This window comes from Pseudomonas sp. BF-B-26 (assembly GCF_019956495.1).
In the GTDB taxonomy this organism is placed as follows: domain Bacteria; phylum Pseudomonadota; class Gammaproteobacteria; order Pseudomonadales; family Pseudomonadaceae; genus Aquipseudomonas.
Map to the genome: position 1 here is coordinate 47,960 of NZ_JAHBDP010000062.1, position 17,954 is coordinate 65,913.

Annotated in this window: 18 protein-coding genes and 1 tRNA gene; 4 read left to right on the forward strand and 15 right to left on the reverse strand. The window is 59.0% G+C overall.

What is annotated here, in order from left to right; all coding sequences use genetic code 11:
* Window positions 1–2 precede the first annotated feature (2 nt).
* The 5 genes from cysW to dibA form a co-directional block, all read right to left on the reverse strand.
* On the reverse strand, window positions 3–872 hold the full coding sequence (gene cysW, locus KGB03_RS09665) for a sulfate ABC transporter permease subunit CysW (protein ID WP_111449511.1): 870 nt from the start codon (window positions 870–872) through the stop codon (window positions 3–5).
* Window positions 873–884: 12 nt separating this feature from the next.
* On the reverse strand, window positions 885–1,703 hold the full coding sequence (cysT, locus tag KGB03_RS09670; protein ID WP_007899634.1) for a sulfate ABC transporter permease subunit CysT: 819 nt from the start codon (window positions 1,701–1,703) through the stop codon (window positions 885–887).
* 223 nt (window positions 1,704–1,926) lie between these two features.
* On the reverse strand, window positions 1,927–2,940 hold the full coding sequence (locus tag KGB03_RS09675; RefSeq protein WP_223526915.1) for a sulfate ABC transporter substrate-binding protein: 1,014 nt from the start codon (window positions 2,938–2,940) through the stop codon (window positions 1,927–1,929).
* 140 nt (window positions 2,941–3,080) lie between these two features.
* Window positions 3,081–3,263 carry a sulfur starvation response protein OscA gene (oscA, locus tag KGB03_RS09680; RefSeq protein ID WP_007945260.1) on the reverse strand — a complete coding sequence of 61 codons (183 nt, stop codon included), beginning with the start codon at window positions 3,261–3,263 and terminating at the stop codon, window positions 3,081–3,083.
* 191 nt (window positions 3,264–3,454) lie between these two features.
* Window positions 3,455–5,380 carry a phosphodiesterase DibA gene (gene dibA / locus KGB03_RS09685; RefSeq protein WP_223526916.1) on the reverse strand — a complete coding sequence of 642 codons (1,926 nt, stop codon included), beginning with the start codon at window positions 5,378–5,380 and terminating at the stop codon, window positions 3,455–3,457.
* Window positions 5,381–5,527: 147 nt separating this feature from the next.
* Here dibA and desA point away from each other — a divergent pair, with 147 nt between their 5' ends.
* Entirely contained in the window at window positions 5,528–6,715 is a 1,188-nt protein-coding gene (desA, locus tag KGB03_RS09690) for a delta-9 fatty acid desaturase DesA (RefSeq protein WP_218536780.1), read from the forward strand.
* A 218-nt stretch (window positions 6,716–6,933) separates the two neighbouring features.
* Window positions 6,934–7,923: a GGDEF domain-containing protein gene (locus KGB03_RS09695; RefSeq protein ID WP_223526917.1), complete on the forward strand. Its 990-nt coding sequence runs from the start codon at window positions 6,934–6,936 to the stop codon at window positions 7,921–7,923.
* Between the two features lie 142 nt (window positions 7,924–8,065).
* On the opposite strand, the gene KGB03_RS09700 is transcribed toward KGB03_RS09695, so the two are convergent.
* The 3 genes from KGB03_RS09700 to gabD form a co-directional block, all read right to left on the reverse strand.
* Window positions 8,066–9,280, reverse strand: coding sequence for a response regulator (locus KGB03_RS09700; protein WP_223526918.1), 1,215 nt, complete (start codon window positions 9,278–9,280; stop codon window positions 8,066–8,068).
* Window positions 9,281–9,429: 149 nt separating this feature from the next.
* Window positions 9,430–10,707: a 4-aminobutyrate--2-oxoglutarate transaminase gene (gene gabT, locus KGB03_RS09705; RefSeq protein ID WP_033058568.1), complete on the reverse strand. Its 1,278-nt coding sequence runs from the start codon at window positions 10,705–10,707 to the stop codon at window positions 9,430–9,432.
* Between the two features lie 183 nt (window positions 10,708–10,890).
* Entirely contained in the window at window positions 10,891–12,333 is a 1,443-nt protein-coding gene (gene gabD, locus KGB03_RS09710) for an NADP-dependent succinate-semialdehyde dehydrogenase (RefSeq protein ID WP_192409782.1), read from the reverse strand.
* A gap of 350 nt (window positions 12,334–12,683) precedes the next feature.
* On the opposite strand from gabD, the gene KGB03_RS09715 reads away from it, so the two are divergent.
* Window positions 12,684–12,760 (forward strand) — tRNA-Arg (locus KGB03_RS09715).
* 72 nt (window positions 12,761–12,832) lie between these two features.
* Here the strand turns inward: KGB03_RS09715 and KGB03_RS09720 are convergent.
* A complete protein-coding gene (locus KGB03_RS09720) occupies window positions 12,833–12,991 on the reverse strand; it encodes a hypothetical protein (RefSeq protein ID WP_223526919.1) in 159 nt (52 codons plus the stop codon).
* 106 nt (window positions 12,992–13,097) lie between these two features.
* Window positions 13,098–13,514: a hypothetical protein gene (locus tag KGB03_RS09725; RefSeq protein WP_223526920.1), complete on the reverse strand. Its 417-nt coding sequence runs from the start codon at window positions 13,512–13,514 to the stop codon at window positions 13,098–13,100.
* 65 nt (window positions 13,515–13,579) lie between these two features.
* Here KGB03_RS09725 and KGB03_RS09730 point away from each other — a divergent pair, with 65 nt between their 5' ends.
* Window positions 13,580–13,792 (forward strand): hypothetical protein, encoded by a 213-nt coding sequence (locus tag KGB03_RS09730; protein WP_223526921.1) that lies wholly within the window; start codon window positions 13,580–13,582, stop codon window positions 13,790–13,792.
* A 192-nt stretch (window positions 13,793–13,984) separates the two neighbouring features.
* On the opposite strand, the gene KGB03_RS09735 is transcribed toward KGB03_RS09730, so the two are convergent.
* The 5 genes from KGB03_RS09735 to KGB03_RS09755 form a co-directional block, all read right to left on the reverse strand.
* The gene (locus tag KGB03_RS09735; RefSeq protein ID WP_223526922.1) at window positions 13,985–14,251 is read right to left on the reverse strand and encodes a hypothetical protein; all 267 of its coding nucleotides are present in this window, start codon (window positions 14,249–14,251) and stop codon (window positions 13,985–13,987) included.
* A 20-nt stretch (window positions 14,252–14,271) separates the two neighbouring features.
* Complete coding sequence (locus KGB03_RS09740) at window positions 14,272–14,895, reverse strand: hypothetical protein (RefSeq protein ID WP_223526923.1); 624 nt, start codon at window positions 14,893–14,895, stop codon at window positions 14,272–14,274.
* Window positions 14,892–15,458 (reverse strand): RNA polymerase sigma factor, encoded by a 567-nt coding sequence (locus tag KGB03_RS09745; RefSeq protein WP_074872463.1) that lies wholly within the window; start codon window positions 15,456–15,458, stop codon window positions 14,892–14,894. Before KGB03_RS09745 ends, KGB03_RS09740 begins: the two co-directional genes overlap by 4 nt.
* Before the next feature lies 1 nt (window position 15,459).
* Entirely contained in the window at window positions 15,460–17,169 is a 1,710-nt protein-coding gene (locus KGB03_RS09750; RefSeq protein ID WP_223526924.1) for a vWA domain-containing protein, read from the reverse strand.
* A gap of 89 nt (window positions 17,170–17,258) precedes the next feature.
* Window positions 17,259–17,819 carry a YbhB/YbcL family Raf kinase inhibitor-like protein gene (locus KGB03_RS09755; RefSeq protein WP_111449527.1) on the reverse strand — a complete coding sequence of 187 codons (561 nt, stop codon included), beginning with the start codon at window positions 17,817–17,819 and terminating at the stop codon, window positions 17,259–17,261.
* Window positions 17,820–17,954 lie beyond the last annotated feature (135 nt).

The following is a 17,954-nucleotide window of genomic DNA, read 5'->3' on the forward strand; positions in this document are numbered from 1 at the left end:
ACTTATTCCTCCGCGGCGCTGGCGCGCAGGCGGTTAATACGGTTTTCGCTCCACTGCTTGAGCAGCAGGATGAAGAGCGCCAGGATCAGCAACAGGCTCGCCACAGCGAACGCGGCCACGTGGTTGTATTCGTTGTAGAGGATCTCGACGTGCAGCGGCAGGGTGTTGGTCACCCCGCGAATGTGCCCGGAAACCACCGACACCGCACCGAACTCACCCATGGCCCGCGCCGTACACAGCACCACGCCATAGATCAGGCCCCATTTGATATTGGGAACGGTGACGTGCCAGAACATCTGCCAGCCATTGGCCCCGAGCAGGCGCGCGGCCTCTTCTTCCTGCGTGCCTTGTTCCTGCATCAGCGGGATCAGCTCGCGCGCCACGAACGGCACGGTGACGAAGATCGTCGCCAGCACGATACCCGGCAACGCGAAGACGATCTGGATGTCGTGATCCTGCAGCCACGGCCCGAACAGGCCCTGGGCGCCGAACATCAACACATAGACCAGACCGGCGATCACTGGCGAAACCGAGAACGGCAGGTCGATCAGCGTGACCAGCATACTTTTGCCACGGAACGAGTACTTGCTCACGCACCATGCAGCGCTGACGCCAAACACCAGGTTCAGCGGCACCGAAATCAGCACGGCGATCACCGTGAGTTTCAGGGCCGACAAAGCGTCGGGTTCGAAGATCGCGGTGAAGAACGCACCGATTCCGAGCTTCAGGCCCTGAGACACCACGATCACCAGGGGCAGCAACAGGAACAGGGTGAACACCAGCCAGCCAAGGCCGATCAGGATTCGCCGCGATGAAGCGCTGCCGCGGCGGGCGGCGTTCGAGGAAGCAGCAGCAATAGACGATTGGGACATTTCTGCGCCTCCTTATGGGGTTTCGATGCGTCGTTGCAGCAAGTTGATCAGCAGCAACAGGACGAAGGAAACCACCAGCATCAGTACACCAATGGACGTGGCGCCGGTGTAATCGTACTGGTCGAGTTTGACCATGATCAGCAGCGGCAGGATCTCGGTTTTCATCGGCATGTTGCCGGCAATGAAAATCACCGAACCGTACTCGCCGACCCCGCGGGCAAAGGCCAACGCGAAACCGGTCAGCCAGGCTGGCAACAGCGCGGGCACCAGAATATGGCGGAAAACCTGTAGCGGTTTTGCACCGAGGCACGCCGCCGCTTCTTCCACTTCACGAGGAATATCGGCCAATACTGGCTGTACGGTACGTACTACGAATGGAAGTGTCACAAAAGTGAGGGCAAGGGTGATGCCGAGGGGGGTATACGCGATCTTGAAACCCAGGTCCGCTGCAAACTGACCCACCCAACCATTGGGCGCGTATAGCGCAGTCAGCGCGATACCGGCCACGGCGGTGGGCAATGCGAAGGGTAAGTCGATCATCGCATCGATGACTTTGCGTCCAGGGAAGGTATAGCGCACCAGCACCCAGGCCAGCAGCGTGCCGATGATGCCGTTGATGATCGCGGCATAGAGCGCGGTGCCGAAGCTGAGCTTCAACGCCGCCAGCACCCGTGGCGCCGAGATAATTGCCCAGAACTGGTCCCAGGTGAGTTGAGCGGCATGCACGAACATCGCCGCCAGTGGAATGAGCACAATCAGGCTGAGGTACACCAAGGTGTAGCCCAGCGTCAGCCCGAAGCCGGGTATGACGGGGGAGATACGACGCGACATAAAAGTCCTTGGTTGATAACGCGCTAAGCCCCGACAACAAGATCGGGGCCGTTGGCTTATGCCTGGCAGTCAAGGACTGAACACTGCAACCCCTGTGGGAGCGAGCCTGCTCGCGATAGCGCCTGGTCAGCCAACATTGATGTTGAATGTACCGCCGTCATCGCGAGCAGGCTCGCTCCCACAAGTTGCCCCCCTAACTGACCGTTGGCATATCTATTTCAGGTTATTGCGCCTGATAAATCTGGTCGAACACGCCACCGTCGTTGAAGAATTTCGGCTGAGCCGCTTTCCAGCCGCCGAAGTCCTTGTCGATGGTCACCAGGTCCAGTGTCGGGAACTGTTTGGCGTATTTGGCGGCAACATCCTTGTCACGTGGACGATAGAAGTTCTTCGCCGCGATTTCCTGGCCGACCGGGCTGTACAGGTGCTTGAGGTACGCTTCGGCGATCTCGGTGTTGCCCTTTTTCTCGGCATTCTTGTCGACCACGGCGACCGGAGGCTCGGCGAGGATCGACAGCGAAGGCACGACAATGTCGAACTTGTCAGCGCCACCGTCTTCTTTCAGGGCCAGGAAGGCTTCGTTTTCCCAGGCCAGCAACACGTCGCCCTGACCGTTGTTGACGAAGGTAATGGTCGAACCGCGAGCACCGGTGTCCAGCACAGGAACGTGTTTGAACAGGGTTTGCACGTATTCCTTGGCTTTCGCTTCGTTACCGCCATTGGCTTTCAGGCCATAGGCCCACGCCGCGAGGAAGTTCCAGCGTGCACCGCCGGAGGTTTTCGGGTTCGGGGTGATGACTTCCACGCCGTTCTTGGTCAGGTCGCCCCAGTCCTTGATGCCTTTAGGGTTGCCCTTGCGCACCAGAAACACGATGGTCGAGGTGTAAGGCGTGCTCGCTTGCGGCAGACGCTTCTGCCAATCCGCCGGCAGGGTCTTGCCGAGTTTGGCGATTTCATCGATGTCACCGGCCAGGGCCAGGGTCACCACGTCGGCACGCAGACCGTCGATCACTGCCCGACCTTGCTTGCCAGAACCACCGTGGGATTGCTGGATTTTCACGCTGTCGCCGGCGTGGTCTTTCTGCCAGAACTTGACGAATTCGGCGTTGTAGTCCTGATACAGCTCGCGAGTCGGGTCGTACGACACGTTAAGCAGTTCGTAATCCTTGGCAACCGCGGAACCCGCAAAAAGGGCACTGGCCAGGGCGGCCAAAGCGAAATGACGAATCGACGACATGGTGAAAGCTCCTGGAATTCTGATTGTGTTGGCTTTTTATGGTCTGGAATCAGGGTTGCCTGTCAAAGATCGCAGCCTTCGGCAGCTCCTACACAAAGCCCCCCAGGAGCTGCCGCAGGCTGCGATCTTTGATCTTTGATTCAGCTCGGTTTGTTGCTTGGGTTCTGCAACCGGAATTTCTCTTTGCGTTCGATCTGGACCACCTGGGCGTTGTGCACGGTGATTTCCACTGCGCCAAAACGCAGATCGCGCAAGGCGCTCTGGATCTCACGCAAAATGGTTGCTTCGTCCTGGCCGTCAACGCTACGTAGGGATGCGCTCATGGTGCTGCTCCTTCAACTAGAGGTTGCCTGGCAGTGGCGGGACTGCTTGCGGCGTGAGACCAATAGTAGATAAGCGCAGATATTCTTAAAAAGACTATTTAAGAATTTTAATATAACCAAAAGGCTGTTCGAAGACTGAGAAGGAACGCGGAGCGTCCCGGGCGGCATTCCCACGCAGAGCGTGGGAACGATCAGTGCTGCAGAATCTGTGGAGTCCGGTACCAATCCAGCTGCCCGGCCGGCACCGGTCGTCCAAACCAGTACCCCTGCCCCAGATCGCAGCCGTGTTCGAGCAGGAAACCCGCCTGCTCGACCTGCTCGATCCCCTCGGCATGAACCTGCATCCCCATGCTCTGGGCCAGCGCAATGATCACCCGCACAATCGCCGCGTCATCCTCATCCCACGGCAACCCCGCCACGAAGCCCTGATCGATCTTGAGTTTCTGTACCGGCATTCGCTTGAGGCGCAGCAACGACGAATAGCCTGTACCGAAGTCATCGATGGCCAGCCGAACGCCTAATTCACGCAACCTGTGCATCTGCTCCAGCGCGACTTCAGGGTCATCCATCACAGCGCTCTCAGTGACTTCCAGCTCCAGACAGCCAGGGTCCAGCCCGGTTTCGTGCAGCACCTTCGCCACCTGCCCAAACAGCTCACGGCGGGCGAACAGCCGAGAAGAAACATTCACCGCGACAAACGACACCACGACCCCGGCCTGCTGCCACTGGCACATCTGCTCACACGCCTGACGCATCACCCAGGCATCAATTTCGGCGATCAGACCAGTGCGCTCGGCAATGGGAATGAATTCTGCCGGCGACACCAACCCTCGCTGCGGATGCTCCCAGCGCACCAATGCCTCAACGCCGATCAGGCGGCTGGTCTTGAGGTTGTGAACCGGCTGGTAATAAACCCGCAACTCCTGCTGTTCCAGCGCACGGCGCAATTCGAATGCCGTCTCGACCCGTTGCTGGGCATGGGCGGTCAATTCTTCGGTATAGAGGGCGTAGCCGTTGCGGCCGGCACTCTTAGCCTTGAACAGCGCCGAGTCGGAGTTGCGCAACAGCTGCTCGGCGCTCAAGGCGTCGCCGGGGAACAGGCTGATGCCGACGCTGATATTGACGAACAACTGATGCCCGTCGATCTGGAACGGCTCTTTGAGGCCATCGATGATCCGCTGAGCCAGCGCCGCCGCGTGCACCATTTGCGGACAGCTTTCAGCCAGCACGGCGAACTCGTCACCGCCAAGGCGCGCCAGGGTGATTCCCGGACCGACCATCGCGCTCAAACGCTCGGCCACGCCCTTGAGCAGCTGGTCCCCAATGCTATGCCCGAGGCTGTCGTTGATCATCTTGAAGTGATCAAGATCGATCATCAGTAACGCGCAGCCGCGCTTGTGGGTCTGCGCCGAAGCCAGGGCCTGCTCGGTGCGGTCGGTGAACAACAAGCGGTTGGGGAGGTCGGTCAGCGGATCGTAGTGAGCCAGGTGCGTCAGCTCATGTTCGGAGTTCTTGATTGCGCTTATGTCGGAAAACACTGCCACGTAATGGCTGCGCCGTCCCCTCTCGTCGTCGATGACGCGGATGGTCTGCCATTGCGGATAGATCTCGCCGCTTTTACGGCGGTTCCAGATTTCCCCGCTCCACTCGCCGGTGCTGTTGAGTGTCGCGAACATCGCCTGGTAGAAAGCCGGCGGGTGATGACCGGACTTGAACAGACTGGGCCGCTGGCCGAGCACCTCTTCGCTCTGATAGCCGGTGATTTGCATGAAGGCCCGGTTCACATGAACGATCAGGCCCTGGTTATCAGTGACCAGCACCCCTTCACGGGTGCAATCGAATACCGCCGCCGCCTGACGCAAGCGCTCACGGTCTTCAGTGCGCTCACGCAACTTGGCGCCGATCCCCAGGCAACGGAACAATCGCGCCCTGGCAAAAAAAATCAAACCGGCACTGAACACCACCCAGGCATAACCGTTGATCAGTTGCCATCGCATTAGCTCGCCAGAGCTATCGAAGAAACTGTTCAATAAATGGCCACTGAACTGCAGCCAACCGACAGAAACCAGAAGATAAAGCAGCGCTGCACGCAGAGCATCGCGATAGGTAGCAGCCATTAGGTCGTCCATGTCCCTTAAAAGTGGATGGAATTATAGTTTAAAGAAACATCCGGCCACTCTTATCTGAAAGGGCGACTGGTTTTATCTGTGGGCTCAGTGATAATGCAACGGCTGTTTTTTTCTTTATCGAGGGCCCAATAGCCTATGTGGTACGAAGGTTTTCTCGGCTTGTCGCCCTGGTCACTGGTGGCAGTCACCCTGCTGATGACCCACGTGACGATCATCGGCGTCACGGTCTATCTGCATCGTTATTCAGCCCATCGCTCGCTTGAGCTCAATGCTGGCCTGAAACATTTCTTCCGCTTCTGGCTGTGGCTGACCACGGCACAGAACACCCGCGAATGGACCGCTATCCACCGCAAGCACCACGCCAAATGCGAAACCGTCGATGACCCGCACAGCCCGGTCATCAAGGGCCTGTCCACCGTTCTGCGCAAAGGCGCCGAGCTGTACCGTGCCGAGGCGGAAAACCCCGAGACCCTGCGCATCTACGGCAAGAACTGCCCCGAAGACTGGATCGAACGCAACCTGTACAGCCGTTTTCCGCTGCTGGGCGTCGCGATCATGGGCGTCATCGACCTGCTGCTGTTCGGCACCATCGGCATCACCATCTGGGCGATCCAGATGATGTGGATCCCGGTCTGGGCCGCCGGCGTGGTCAATGGCCTGGGCCATGCCGTCGGCTACCGCAACTTCGAATGCCGCGATGCGGCGACCAATCTGGTGCCGTGGGGCATCCTGATCGGCGGCGAAGAACTGCATAACAACCATCACACCTACCCTAATTCGGCAAAACTGTCGGTGAAGAAGTGGGAATTCGATCTCGGCTGGGCCTGGATCCAGGTCTTCAGCTTCCTGCGTCTAGCCAAGGTTCAGCGGGTCGCGCCCATCGCCCATCGGGTCGAAGGTAAAGGCAACCTGGACATGGACACCGCCATGGCGATCCTCAACAACCGCTTCCAGATCATGGCCCAGTACCGCAAATTGGTGATCGCACCGCTGGTCAAACAAGAGCTGGAAAAGGTCGATCACTCGGTCCGTCACCAGTTCCACCGCGCCAAACGCCTGCTCTCGCGGGAAACCAGCCTGCTGGATGACAAACACCACATTCGCATCCAGACCATGCTCGAGCACAGTCAGGCGCTGAAGGTAATTTACGAGAAACGCCTGGCCTTGCAGCAGATCTGGGTCAAGACCAGCTCAAATGGTCACGACATGCTGGCTGCCATCAAGGATTGGGTACACGAAGCCGAAGCCAGCGGGATTCAATCCCTGCGCGACTTCGCCGATCAGTTGAAAACCTACTCCCTGCGCCCCGCCGCCGCAGCCTGACTGTGGCGAGGGCGCTAGCTCCCGCTCGACTGCGCAGCAGTCGCAAAACCTGACGACGCGTTCTTTCATTGAAAAACGCGTCGCCAGTACCGCCCGGCGGGAGCAAGCTCCCTCACCACATAAGGCGGGAACTAAGCTCCAAATCCCCTATCTCAAAGACACTTCGCCAGGCCGCATTCGAACCTCGAGCGGCACACGCCCTTTGAGACTTTGTGTCGATGGTCAGTAAAAACCTACAAGACTCATCCCTCCCGCAGTGGCCCGAGGCCGCGCAAACCCTGCTGGCGCTGATGCATGCACAAGGCGAAGTGGCGCGCCTGAGCGAACGAGAACAGCTGTTCAGCGCTCTGCTAGTGAGCGTCAACGCGGTGCTTTGGGCCTTCGACTGGGAATCCCGTCGGGTGCTCTATGTCAGCCCCGCGTATGAACGGATTTTCGGCCGCTCCGCAGGCTTGTTGCTGTCCGACTACAACCAATGGCGCGACAGCATTTACCCCGACGATCTGGACTATGCCGAACGCAGCCTGGCCGAAGTACTGGTCAAAGGCGCCGATGAAGACCGCGAATACCGAATCATTGCCGCCGACGGCCAGGTCCGCTGGCTCAGAGACAAGTGCTTCATCAACCGTCAGGCCGAGCCCGGGCAACCGGTGATCATCGTCGGCATTGCCGAAGACATTACTGACAAGAAGCAGATTGAAACCGAGCTGCAACGCCTGGCCACTACCGACGTGCTGACCCAGAGCAGCAACCGCCGACACTTCTTCGAATGCGCCCACCGTGAATTCGAACAGGCACGGCACCAACGCACGCCGCTGGCTTTTCTGCTGCTGGACATCGATGACTTCAAAGTCATCAACGATACCTACGGCCACCAGGAAGGCGACAACGTGCTGCAACGAATCGCCGAGTGCGGTCGCGCGACGTTGCGGCGAGGTGATGTGTTCGGGCGAGTGGGCGGTGAGGAATTCGCAGCGGTGTTTCCCGGCTGTGCGCCAGACATGGCTATGCAAGTGGCCGAGCGCCTGCAACGGGAGATTCAGCGATTGAGTTTCAGCCATGGCGGCCAGACATTCGGCATCACCGTCAGCCAGGGCCTGACCAGCCTCACCGCCGAGGACGAAAGCATCGACAGCCTGTTTGCCCGCGCAGATGCGGCAATGTACAAAGCCAAACACCAGGGCAAGAACCGCATCGTCTCCGGCTGACAGGTCCAACACAGACCCCATGTGGGAGCGGCGGTGCGGCGATCCGACTTGCTCGCGAAGGCGTCGGGTCAGGCAACTCAATGTCGACTGGATGCCCGCCTTCGCGAGCAAGCCCGCTCCCACATGGGGATTTGTGTGAAGCCTATTTCTTGCGCAAGCGCATCAATTCCGGCAACCCGATCTTGAGCAACCGCGCCGTCCGGCTCTTCGCCAGGTCCTCAACGCCTTCATGCTCGGTCAGTCGCGCCAGTTGCGCAGCCATGTTCATCACCAGCGCTTCACGGGAATAAACCCCGCCACCGAACTGATAGACCGCCGCAATCAGCTCTCGCAGCTCCAGCGGCAGGCGCCAGCGAGTGCGAAGCGCCGAACCATAAGCCGCGCCGAACTCAGCCAGCGCCTCGCCGACCTCCTCCCATTCATCCAGCTCGCCCCCGGCCTGCTTCCATTCCTGCAAACACCGCAACAGCGCAAGGTCGCCGAGGCGATGCAACATGCCGGCGCAATAACAGCGCTCCTGATCCAGATCCAGCAAACGCGCCAGGGTCCGGCCATACTCGGCAGTGCGCAGCGACAGCTCCCAATAGCGCTCGGCATAATCGGCCAGAAACGGATCGCTGAGTCGGGCACTGCGCTTGAGGGCCAGCCCCAGAATCAGGTTCATGCTTTGCCCGGTGCCGAGGCGGTGCAGCGCCTGTGACAGGGTTTGTACGGCGGCGCCATGGTGCTGGGCCGCGCTGTTGGCTGCAGCGATCAGCACAGCGGTGACTTGCGGATCGGTACGGATCTCGTCATGCAGCAGCGTCAGGTCGAGGCCATTGGGATTGAGGCTGCGTTTGACCGCCAACTGTACGTCGGTCATCAGTGGTGCACCGTCGGTCAACTCACGTCGACGCTCCAGGTAAACCGCCAACGTCATGCCTGGCGACAGTGAAGGCGTTTCGCAAGACACCTCTTCACCGGCGTTCAACAGCAAATCCTGCAGGCGCTGGGTCAAGCTTTCCATGTTAAGGGGTTTGGTCAGGTACGCCGCAGGCGCCAGCGGCAGAGCTTCGCGAACGCTGGCGCTGTCGTTACGGCTGCTCATCAGAATGAAGGGCAGCGGCGGGTTGCGTTTGCGCTGACGGACATTGCGCAAGACATTCAAACCATCGACGCCGGGCAGCTCCCAGTCGACGATCACCAGGTCGTAAGGATTTTCCGCCAACAGATGCAGCGCTTCCTGACCATCGGCACATAGATCCAGCCGTGCGTCGCAGCGCACATTCAACAAAACCTGCTTGAGCAGGTCGCGGGACCAGGGGTCGGCCTCGGCAATTAGCACACGCGGCGCAGCGGGTAACACCACAGCAGTCATTTACACACTCCAAAGTAGTGCTTGCACCTTAGTCAATGCTGGCCATTCGATACAGCGCATTTGCCATCGATGGGTCCCAGGGACACAAAAAAACCCGCCGAAGCGGGTTTTTTTGTCGATCAGTTCACACATTCATCAGAGCTTGGAGATCACAGCTCGGAGAAGCACTCTTCGATGATTGCCAGACCTTTGTCCAGTTGTTCGTCCGGCGAAGTCAGCGGTACCAGGACGCGCAGAACGTTGCCGTAAGTGCCGCAGGACAGCAGGATCAGACCCTTGTCGCGAGCCTTGGCCACAACAGCGGCTACCGCTGGAGCGTTCGGCTTGTGGCTGTCGCCATCAACGAACAGTTCGACCGCGATCATCGCGCCCAGGGCACGGACTTCGCCGATCACCGGGTACTTGGCCTGAATGGCTTTCAGGCCAGTGACCAGACGCTCGCCGACAGCTTTGCAGCGGTCCAGCAGGTGCTCTTCTTCGAACACTTCCATCACGGCCAGGGCCGCGGCGCAAGCAATCGGGCTACCGGCGTAAGTGCCGCCCAGGCCGCCTGGAGCAATGGCGTCCATGTATTCTGCCTTGCCGCAAACACCGGCCAACGGGAAGCCGCCAGCGATGGATTTGGCGAAGGTGGTCAGGTCGGCAGCAACGCCCATCTGTTCCATGGCGAAGAAAGTGCCGGTACGACCAGCGCCGGTTTGTACTTCGTCAGCGATCAGCAGGATGCCGTGCTGGTCGCACAGCGCGCGCAGACGCTTCATGAACTCTTTAGGCGCGACGTAGAAACCGCCTTCACCCTGAACCGGCTCGATGATGATTGCAGCGATGTCACGCGGCTCGGCGTCGTTCTTGAAGATGCGTTCGATGCTGGCGATCGAATCGTCGATGCTCACACCGTGCAGTTCGTTCGGGTACAGCGCGCGGAAGATGCCGCCTGGCATCAGGCCCATGCCGGCCGAGTAAGGCACGACTTTACCGGTCAGGCCCAGGGTCATCATGGTGCGGCCGTGGTAAGCGCCGGTGAACGCGATCACGCCGGCACGGCCAGTGGCGGCACGGGCGATCTTGATGGAGTTTTCCACGGCTTCGGAGCCGGTGGTCACCAGCAGGGTTTTCTTGGCGAAATCACCCGGCACCTTGGCGTTGATTTTTTCGCACACTTCTACGTACGGTTCGTAAGCCAGCACCTGGAAGCACGTGTGGGTCAGCTTGTTCAGCTGCTCGGTCACGGCGGCGATGATTTTCGGGTGCACGTGGCCGGTGTTCAGCACGGCGATACCGCCGGCGAAGTCGATGAACTCGCGACCTTCAACGTCGGTCACGGTGGCGTTCTTCGCGGACTCGGCGAAGATCGGGTGAATCTGGCCAACACCGCGTGGTACAGCGGCTTCGCGGCGTTTCATCAGGGATGCGTTAGTCTTGCTCATAAAGTCCTCATTCACCGCTCATCGGGCGGCGTGGTTCAAGGAAAATGCGGCGGGGAGGCAACTACGGCAGCATGCGATGATCGACTGCCACAGCTTTCCCGACCACAGAGAATATTCCGTTCGAAGCACGCAAAGGGACAGCGCTCTCGTGCCCTTTGCGTTTGAAGCAATGCCCTGCCGGGCTTAGATGCCCAGGCAGAGGTATTTGATTTCCAGGTAATCTTCGATGCCGTACTTGGAGCCTTCACGGCCCAGGCCCGACGCCTTGATGCCGCCGAACGGCGCGACTTCGTTGGAGATCAACCCGGTATTGACGCCGACCATGCCGTATTCCAGGGCTTCAGCCACACGGAACACACGACCCAGGTCGCGAGCATAGAAGTACGAGGCCAGACCGAACTCGGTGTCGTTGGACATCGCGATCACGTCGGCTTCGTCTTTGAAGCGGAACAATGGCGCCAATGGACCGAAGGTTTCTTCCTTGGCCACGGCTGCGTTTTTCGGCACGTTGGTCAGGATGGTCGGCTCGAAGAAGTTGCCTTCCATGACCTTGCCACCGGCCAGAACGGTTGCGCCTTTGCTGATCGCGTCAGCAATGTGCTCTTGAACCTTGGCCACGGCTTTTCCGTCGATCAGCGGGCCAGTGGTGGTGCCGTCATCCAGACCGTTACCGATCTTGAGTTTGGCCACGGCCACTTTCAGCTTCTCGGCGAACGCGTCGTAGACCGAATCCTGAATGTACAGACGGTTGGCGCAGACGCAGGTCTGGCCGTTGTTGCGGTACTTGGAAATGATCGCGCCTTCGACGGCCTTATCCAGGTCCGCGTCGTCGAACACGATGAACGGCGCGTTGCCGCCCAGTTCCAGGGACACTTTCTTGATGTCCTTTGCGCATTCAGCCATCAGCTGGCGACCGATTTCGGTCGAGCCGGTGAAGGACAGTTTGCGCACGATCGGGTTACTGGTCAGCTCGCTGCCGATGTCGCCGGCACTGCCAGTCACCACGCTGAACACACCGGCAGGAATGCCGGCACGCTGGGCCAGTTCAGCCAGCGCGAATGCGGAAAACGGAGTTTGCGAAGCAGGCTTGAGCACCATGGTGCAACCGGCTGCCAGGGCCGGGCCGGCTTTACGGGTGATCATCGCGGCCGGGAAATTCCACGGGGTGATTGCAGCGGTCACGCCGATTGGCTGCTTGATCACGATCAGGCGCTTGTCTGGCTGGTGACCTGGAATCACATCACCGTAGATGCGCTTGGCTTCTTCGGCGAACCACTCGATAAAGGAAGCGGCGTAAACGATTTCGCCCTTGGCTTCGGCCAATGGCTTGCCTTGTTCGAGGGTCATCAGGCGAGCCAGGTCGTCCTGGTTCTCGATGATCAGTTCGAACCAGCGACGCAGCTTGTTCGCGCGGTCCTTGGCGGTCAGTGCACGCCAGGCCGGCAGCGCTTTGTCAGCGGCTTCGATTGCACGGCGGGTTTCGGCAGCGCCCATTTTCGGCACGGTGCCCAGAATTTCGCCCGTTGCCGGGTTGTTGACCTTGATCGTCTGACCATTGTCCGCATCAACCCAAGCGCCATCGATGAAGGCTTGCTGGCGGAACAACTGGGTGTCTTTAAGCTGCATGTCGGCTTTCCTTAACAGCACCGCGGCAAGCGCGGAGCGAATTATGATTGTAGAAAGGCGCCTTATAGGCTGCCGTCAGGGAAATCATTCACCGGGCTGAAGCACATAAATAGCGCACTGATTGAAACTCGTGCGGTTCAGCACCCAGACAAGAGCGTTTGAAATCTCAAACGAATCCTAGGATCAAAGGGGGTAAAGGACAATAGCCTGTTCGAAAAAAAGAACGAAAACGCCGCATTTGCCTAATTTTTCTGATCAACGTAGCAACCGCAGGTTACGCTTTGGAAAACCACAGGCGATTCAGCAGCATGGACGCCCGCAGTGCATATGAGTATCATGGCGCCCGCATTGCACCAGTAGCTCAGCTGGATAGAGTACTGCCCTCCGAAGGCAGTGGTCGTGGGTTCGAATCCCGCCTGGTGCACCATACGTAGAAACGAGAAAGCCTCAGATCTTAGGGTCTGGGGCTTTTTTGTGGGTGTCGAGTCCTGAATAAGGTTTACACCTTCTGACTTCTTATCACGAAGGTGCAATGGGTACGGCCGCCACACACCACGTTGACCAGCTCAAGTAGCAGGTCATCTGTAAACAGCTTGTAGCGGATCAGTTCGATGTTGCGCTGGATCAGCTGCACCGCATGTGATCGTAACAGGACCATGCTGGCTTCCTTGTGCCTCGCGTTTCGTCGGAGTCAGGCTAACCCCAACACGGCGCGCGAATGTCTATAAATGTCTAACAATGTCTAGAAATCAGCCTTTAGACATTTACCACAGCTTACCCTTGACCTTGATAACACCCTGAATTTTAAGCGCCTGCAGCAGATTTTTGATCTTATTGGCTTTCTGCTGACGGTCTAGAACCTCGGGTAGTTTGTCTATGAGTAACTTATCGATGTCGATACGTTTGGCTGAACCCGATTTTTGGATCAACTCGCAAATCAGGCGTTTGTAATGCGTATCGTCGATGCCCCGATTACGGATGTACTGCGCCAATTCGTCGCTGTGCCGCGCCACTTGGGCGGAAATATGAAAATTGGGCTTACGTCCTTCAATCAACCCCTGCGCCTTGAGATGCAGAGACTGCGCATTGGTCAGCGGTTTGCGCTTCTGCACCCGATCCAAGAGCAGGATGTCCTCCAGCGACAAATTGGGTAGCTCAGCCAACTTGCGCGCATAGCTCATAGGGATACCTTGCGGCTTACTCCTAGGGTTGAGCGGGCGCTCCAGTCGTAGGGGGGATTACTGCCATGACCAGGGCTGGCGGCCCCTCAAATGGCAAAAAGAAAAATCCAGATAATAAAAAACCCCTGAGCAGTATCAGCGCCGGAGCGCATCAACCGACAGGGGCCGTGTTGAAGGCGATTATAAAGGGTAAGGACATCTCGGCAACTGCTGGTGGGTCCGATGCAACCGTCAAGGAAAACTTGACTGTTCGAATTGAGCGCACGCGTCAGACTTAGGCGCCCGCTGGCGTTCCTATATTTCTTGGGTAGTTCTTGGGCGTTTCTTGGGTAGTTTCTTGGGTAGTCGGCATTTTTTTGGTCAATCTCCCCGGCCCCTCGGGCGATGCTGGTAAGAATTTCAGTTGTTCGGTAATCCCGAACAACTGCCGCTGATAGACGATGCACAAAAAAACCGCCGAAGCGGTTTTTTCATTCTGTCGTCCAATCAAACTCGTCGTATTCATCATCCTCTTCGTCCTCGACCACCTCATCATCAAGAACGTCTTCCTCAAACGCTTCCTCTTCCTGCTTCGCCAGCAGAAACTCCTTACGACTCTCAGTCACCGCGCGCCGCAATTCCTGACCCTTTTCCGGGCAGTTGAGCATTTGGGCGATGCGGTCGATTTTTTTTGCCATGGCTTCCTCCAACGCATCGGCTATGGGCCGATAGTGCGCGCTTTCGGGTGTCGATGCCAAATGACTGACCGCCCTGCGGCTCAGTTTTTCTGCAAATCCTTGAGCCTGGCTGTGAGATTTTCCTTGGGAAAGCGTTTGTGCAATGTCGCCATCAGGTCAGCAGCCGCTTGAGCCTGACCAGCCTTTTGCAGGCGGATCACTTCCCTTAATTGATCGTCGATAGACTTTGCCGGCGCTATCGCCGAGCGTTTGCTGACCTTCGCTTCGTCAGCCATTTCAGCGTTGATCGATTCGCTCTGCGCTGGGGCGGCGAAATCGGCCATTGGCGCCGCAGGCGCGGGGGCGGACATCGCGCCGGCCGGGGCAGCCAGAGAACGCGCAACCGATGACGATGCTTCTTTTTTGGCGACTGGCGCAGACACTTCGGGTGCAGGCGCGAAGTCGTAACTCGGCAGTTGCTCCTCCGTGCGTTGCACCAGTGCAAGCATCAGGGCCACGCCGACGAGGCTGGCAAATGCAACTTGCCAACGGGGTTTCTGGCAGGCCTGGACCCAGCGTTTCCACAGACCTGGCTTGTGCACCGGGACTTCGCGCTGTGCGGCAGCCAGGAGGAACGCGTCGAGATGGGCCGGCGGTTCGCCGGTCGCGTGTTCACGATAGTGCTTCAACACTTGGTCTTCTGGCGTAGGACGGGCGTCAGTCATGTCAGTACCTCCTCGGCCAGCAGCCGACGCAGTTTTTGCTGGGCGTAGCGCAAGCGGCTTTTGACGGTTTCCAGCGGTGTTTCGGTGAGGGTGGCGATCTGCGGCAGGTCGAGATCGCCGTGGGCGCGCAGCAGGAACACTTCGCGCTGGTCAGCGGGCAGGTTTTGCAGGGCCGCTTCGAGGCGCTGGCTATCGCGGCTCAGGCTCAGCAGTTGTTCAGGGTCAGCAGCGTCATCGCTCAGCGCGTGGATCTGTTCGTCATAGCTGTCGTGCAAAGGGTTGTGGATTCCGTGTTTGCGCCAGTGATCGATCAGTCGATTGCGGGCAATCTGGTAAAGCCAGGTGCGAAAATTCGCCCGGCCTTGTGGCTGACTGGTGCTGCGGATCAGGCTCAGCCAGGTGTCCTGGTAAACCTCTTCGGCCAGCTCGGACTTGCCGCTCAGGCCGAGCAGGAATCGGTAGAGCCCTTGGCGGTGACGGGCGTAGAGAATCTCGAACGCCGGCCCGTCGCCTGCGCGATAACGGGCCAGCAGCGATTCATCGCTCGATTCAGGCGCTGACATTTCAGTTGTAGCCTCCTTTAAGCGGCTCACTGTTCGATGCGGTCGTGGTTCGCAGACTTTGCGCCAGCTCCACCAATTGCACGAACTCTGCCCGCAGACCAAATCGATCTTCACCCCGCGCACCGCGCGCCAAAGCCTCGGTGTCCTTCAGGCTGAAATCGCCGGTATAACGCCCGTCCTTGAGCTGCTGGGAAAAAGCCGCCACGGCCGCGGCAAATCGCAGGTCTTCACTGGCTGGCGCGGCACTGTCAGTGATCGGCCGCTCGATCAAGCGACTGTTCCCACCTTCGGGCAACTGATAGCGCACGCGCAACATCGCCAATTCCCCAGTCTTTTCGGAAACAGCGGCCCCAGGATTGCCATACCGCAGCGGCTCCAACCAGCCCTTCTCGCCCTTGGGCACAATTTCGTACAACGCCGTCACCGTATGTCCTGCGCCTATTTCACCGGCATCGACCTTGTCGTTGCTGAAATCCTCACGTTTCAACGCACGATTCTCATACCCCAACAGCCGATATTCACTGACCTGTGCCGGGTTGAACTCCACTTGCAGCTTCACGTTTTTCGCCACGACCGCGAGGGTCGAGCCGAGTTGATCCACCAGCACCTTGCGCGCCTCGCGCAGGTTGTCGATGTAGGCATAGTTACCGTCACCGGCATCGGCCAACTGTTCCATCAGGTGTTCATTGTAGTTATCCACACCAAAACCCAATGTGGTCAGGGAAACGCCGGTCTTGCGTTTATCCACAGCCATTTGCTTGAGGCTGTCGAAGTCGCTGATGCCGACGTTGAAGTCACCGTCAGTGGCCAGCAGGATGCGGTTGATGCCCTTGGGAATAAACGCCTGCTGCGCCATTTGATAAGCCAGTTCGATGCCTGACGCCCCGGCGGTGGAGCCGCCGGCGGTTAATTGATCGATGGCTGTACGAATTTTCGCTTTTTCGCGTCCGGACGTTGGCTCCAGCACTACACGCGAATCGCCGGCATAGACGACCAATGAAACCCGGTCCTGCTCGCGCAATTGATCGACCAGCAATTTCAGGGTGCTTTTGACCAGCGGTAAACCCTCGCGTCTGTCCATCGAGCCGGACACGTCAACCAGAAACACCAGGTTCGCCGGGGCCAGTTGCGCAACCGCGCGGTCCGAGGCCTTGATGCCAATGCGCAGCAATCGGGTATGCGGGTTCCACGGCGACGGCGCCAGCTCTGTGGTCACGCCGAAGGGCGAGCCATCGGTGGGCAATGCGTAATCGTAGGGGAAGTAATTGACCATTTCCTCCAGTCGCACCGCACCTTCCGGTGGCAGGCGCCCTTGATTGAGCAAGCGGCGGACGTTGGCGTATGCACCGGTGTCGACGTCCGCGCTGAAAGTCGAGACGGGCGCTTCGGCCACGCTGTGAATCGGGTTATCCGCCAGCGCTTGATACTGCTCCCGCTGCTCATCCCGATAGCCCTGCGGAGATGCCTCGCCCGCCGGCATCGGCGCATAGCTCGTCGCTGGTGCCGCACCGAGGCTGCGCTTGGCCATCGAGGTGTCCGCCATGACAGCCTCGCTGCGCACCAGTACTTCAGCCGGCAGCGCACCTTGAGCCGGCGGCGCAGCCGAGGCGGAATCAGGCTTGGATGAAACGCCGCAACCGGCAATGGCCAGCAGCAACCCGGCGGCGAAACCCTGGGCGGCCGGGCGGAGGAAATGCAGAGGGAGGGACATGGGGGCTGACCTCAGGAGGAAATTGATCCATTCATCCTCTGAGACGGACAGCCCGACAGGTTCGGGTTAAACCGCAGTGAAAAGAATCTTCAGCGGTGATAACGCCGCACTACGCTGCTGTTTCTCAGCACATGGTCTTTGATCTTTTCCAGTAGCTGTGCGCGGGTAAGGCCAGCAGGCAAGGCGTCCGGTGCCAGGTCCAGGGCATAAATCTGGATGATGTAGTGGTGCGCGCTATCGCCGACCGGCGGACAAGGACCGACATAACCTGTGGTGCCTTTGACGTTCATGCCCCCGACGCCTTCCAGGGCGGATTTGGCGCCGACACCGGCCGGGATCTGGTGGGTGGTCGGTTTGATGCCGTAATGCACCCAGTGATCGACACCCTGGCCTTTCGCGCCATCGGGGTCATGCATGACGATGGCGTAACTGAGGGTGCCCGCCGGGCCGGCATTCCAGTTCAAGGCCGGTGACTGGTTGTGCCCACCACAATTGGGCGCATCGCTGGCGGCCGCCGAGGTAAACAGTCGATCGTCGGTGACACCTGGGATGTTCAGGGTAAAACGCTCCTGGGCCTGCGCCGGCAATTGCACGCAAAGGGCGACTGCAACGGCCGCCAGCCAAGGGTTCAGAGAGGTCAATCGGGTCATACCGGAGCACCTTGTGCGGGTGGGGCCGTCGTCGGCGTGCAAACTATAGCTGGACCGTTCACTCGGTGGCAGCAGGAATTGGCTGAACCTCCAGATAAGCGCCAAACTCTTAAGTGAAACGCTTGCCTGGAGAGT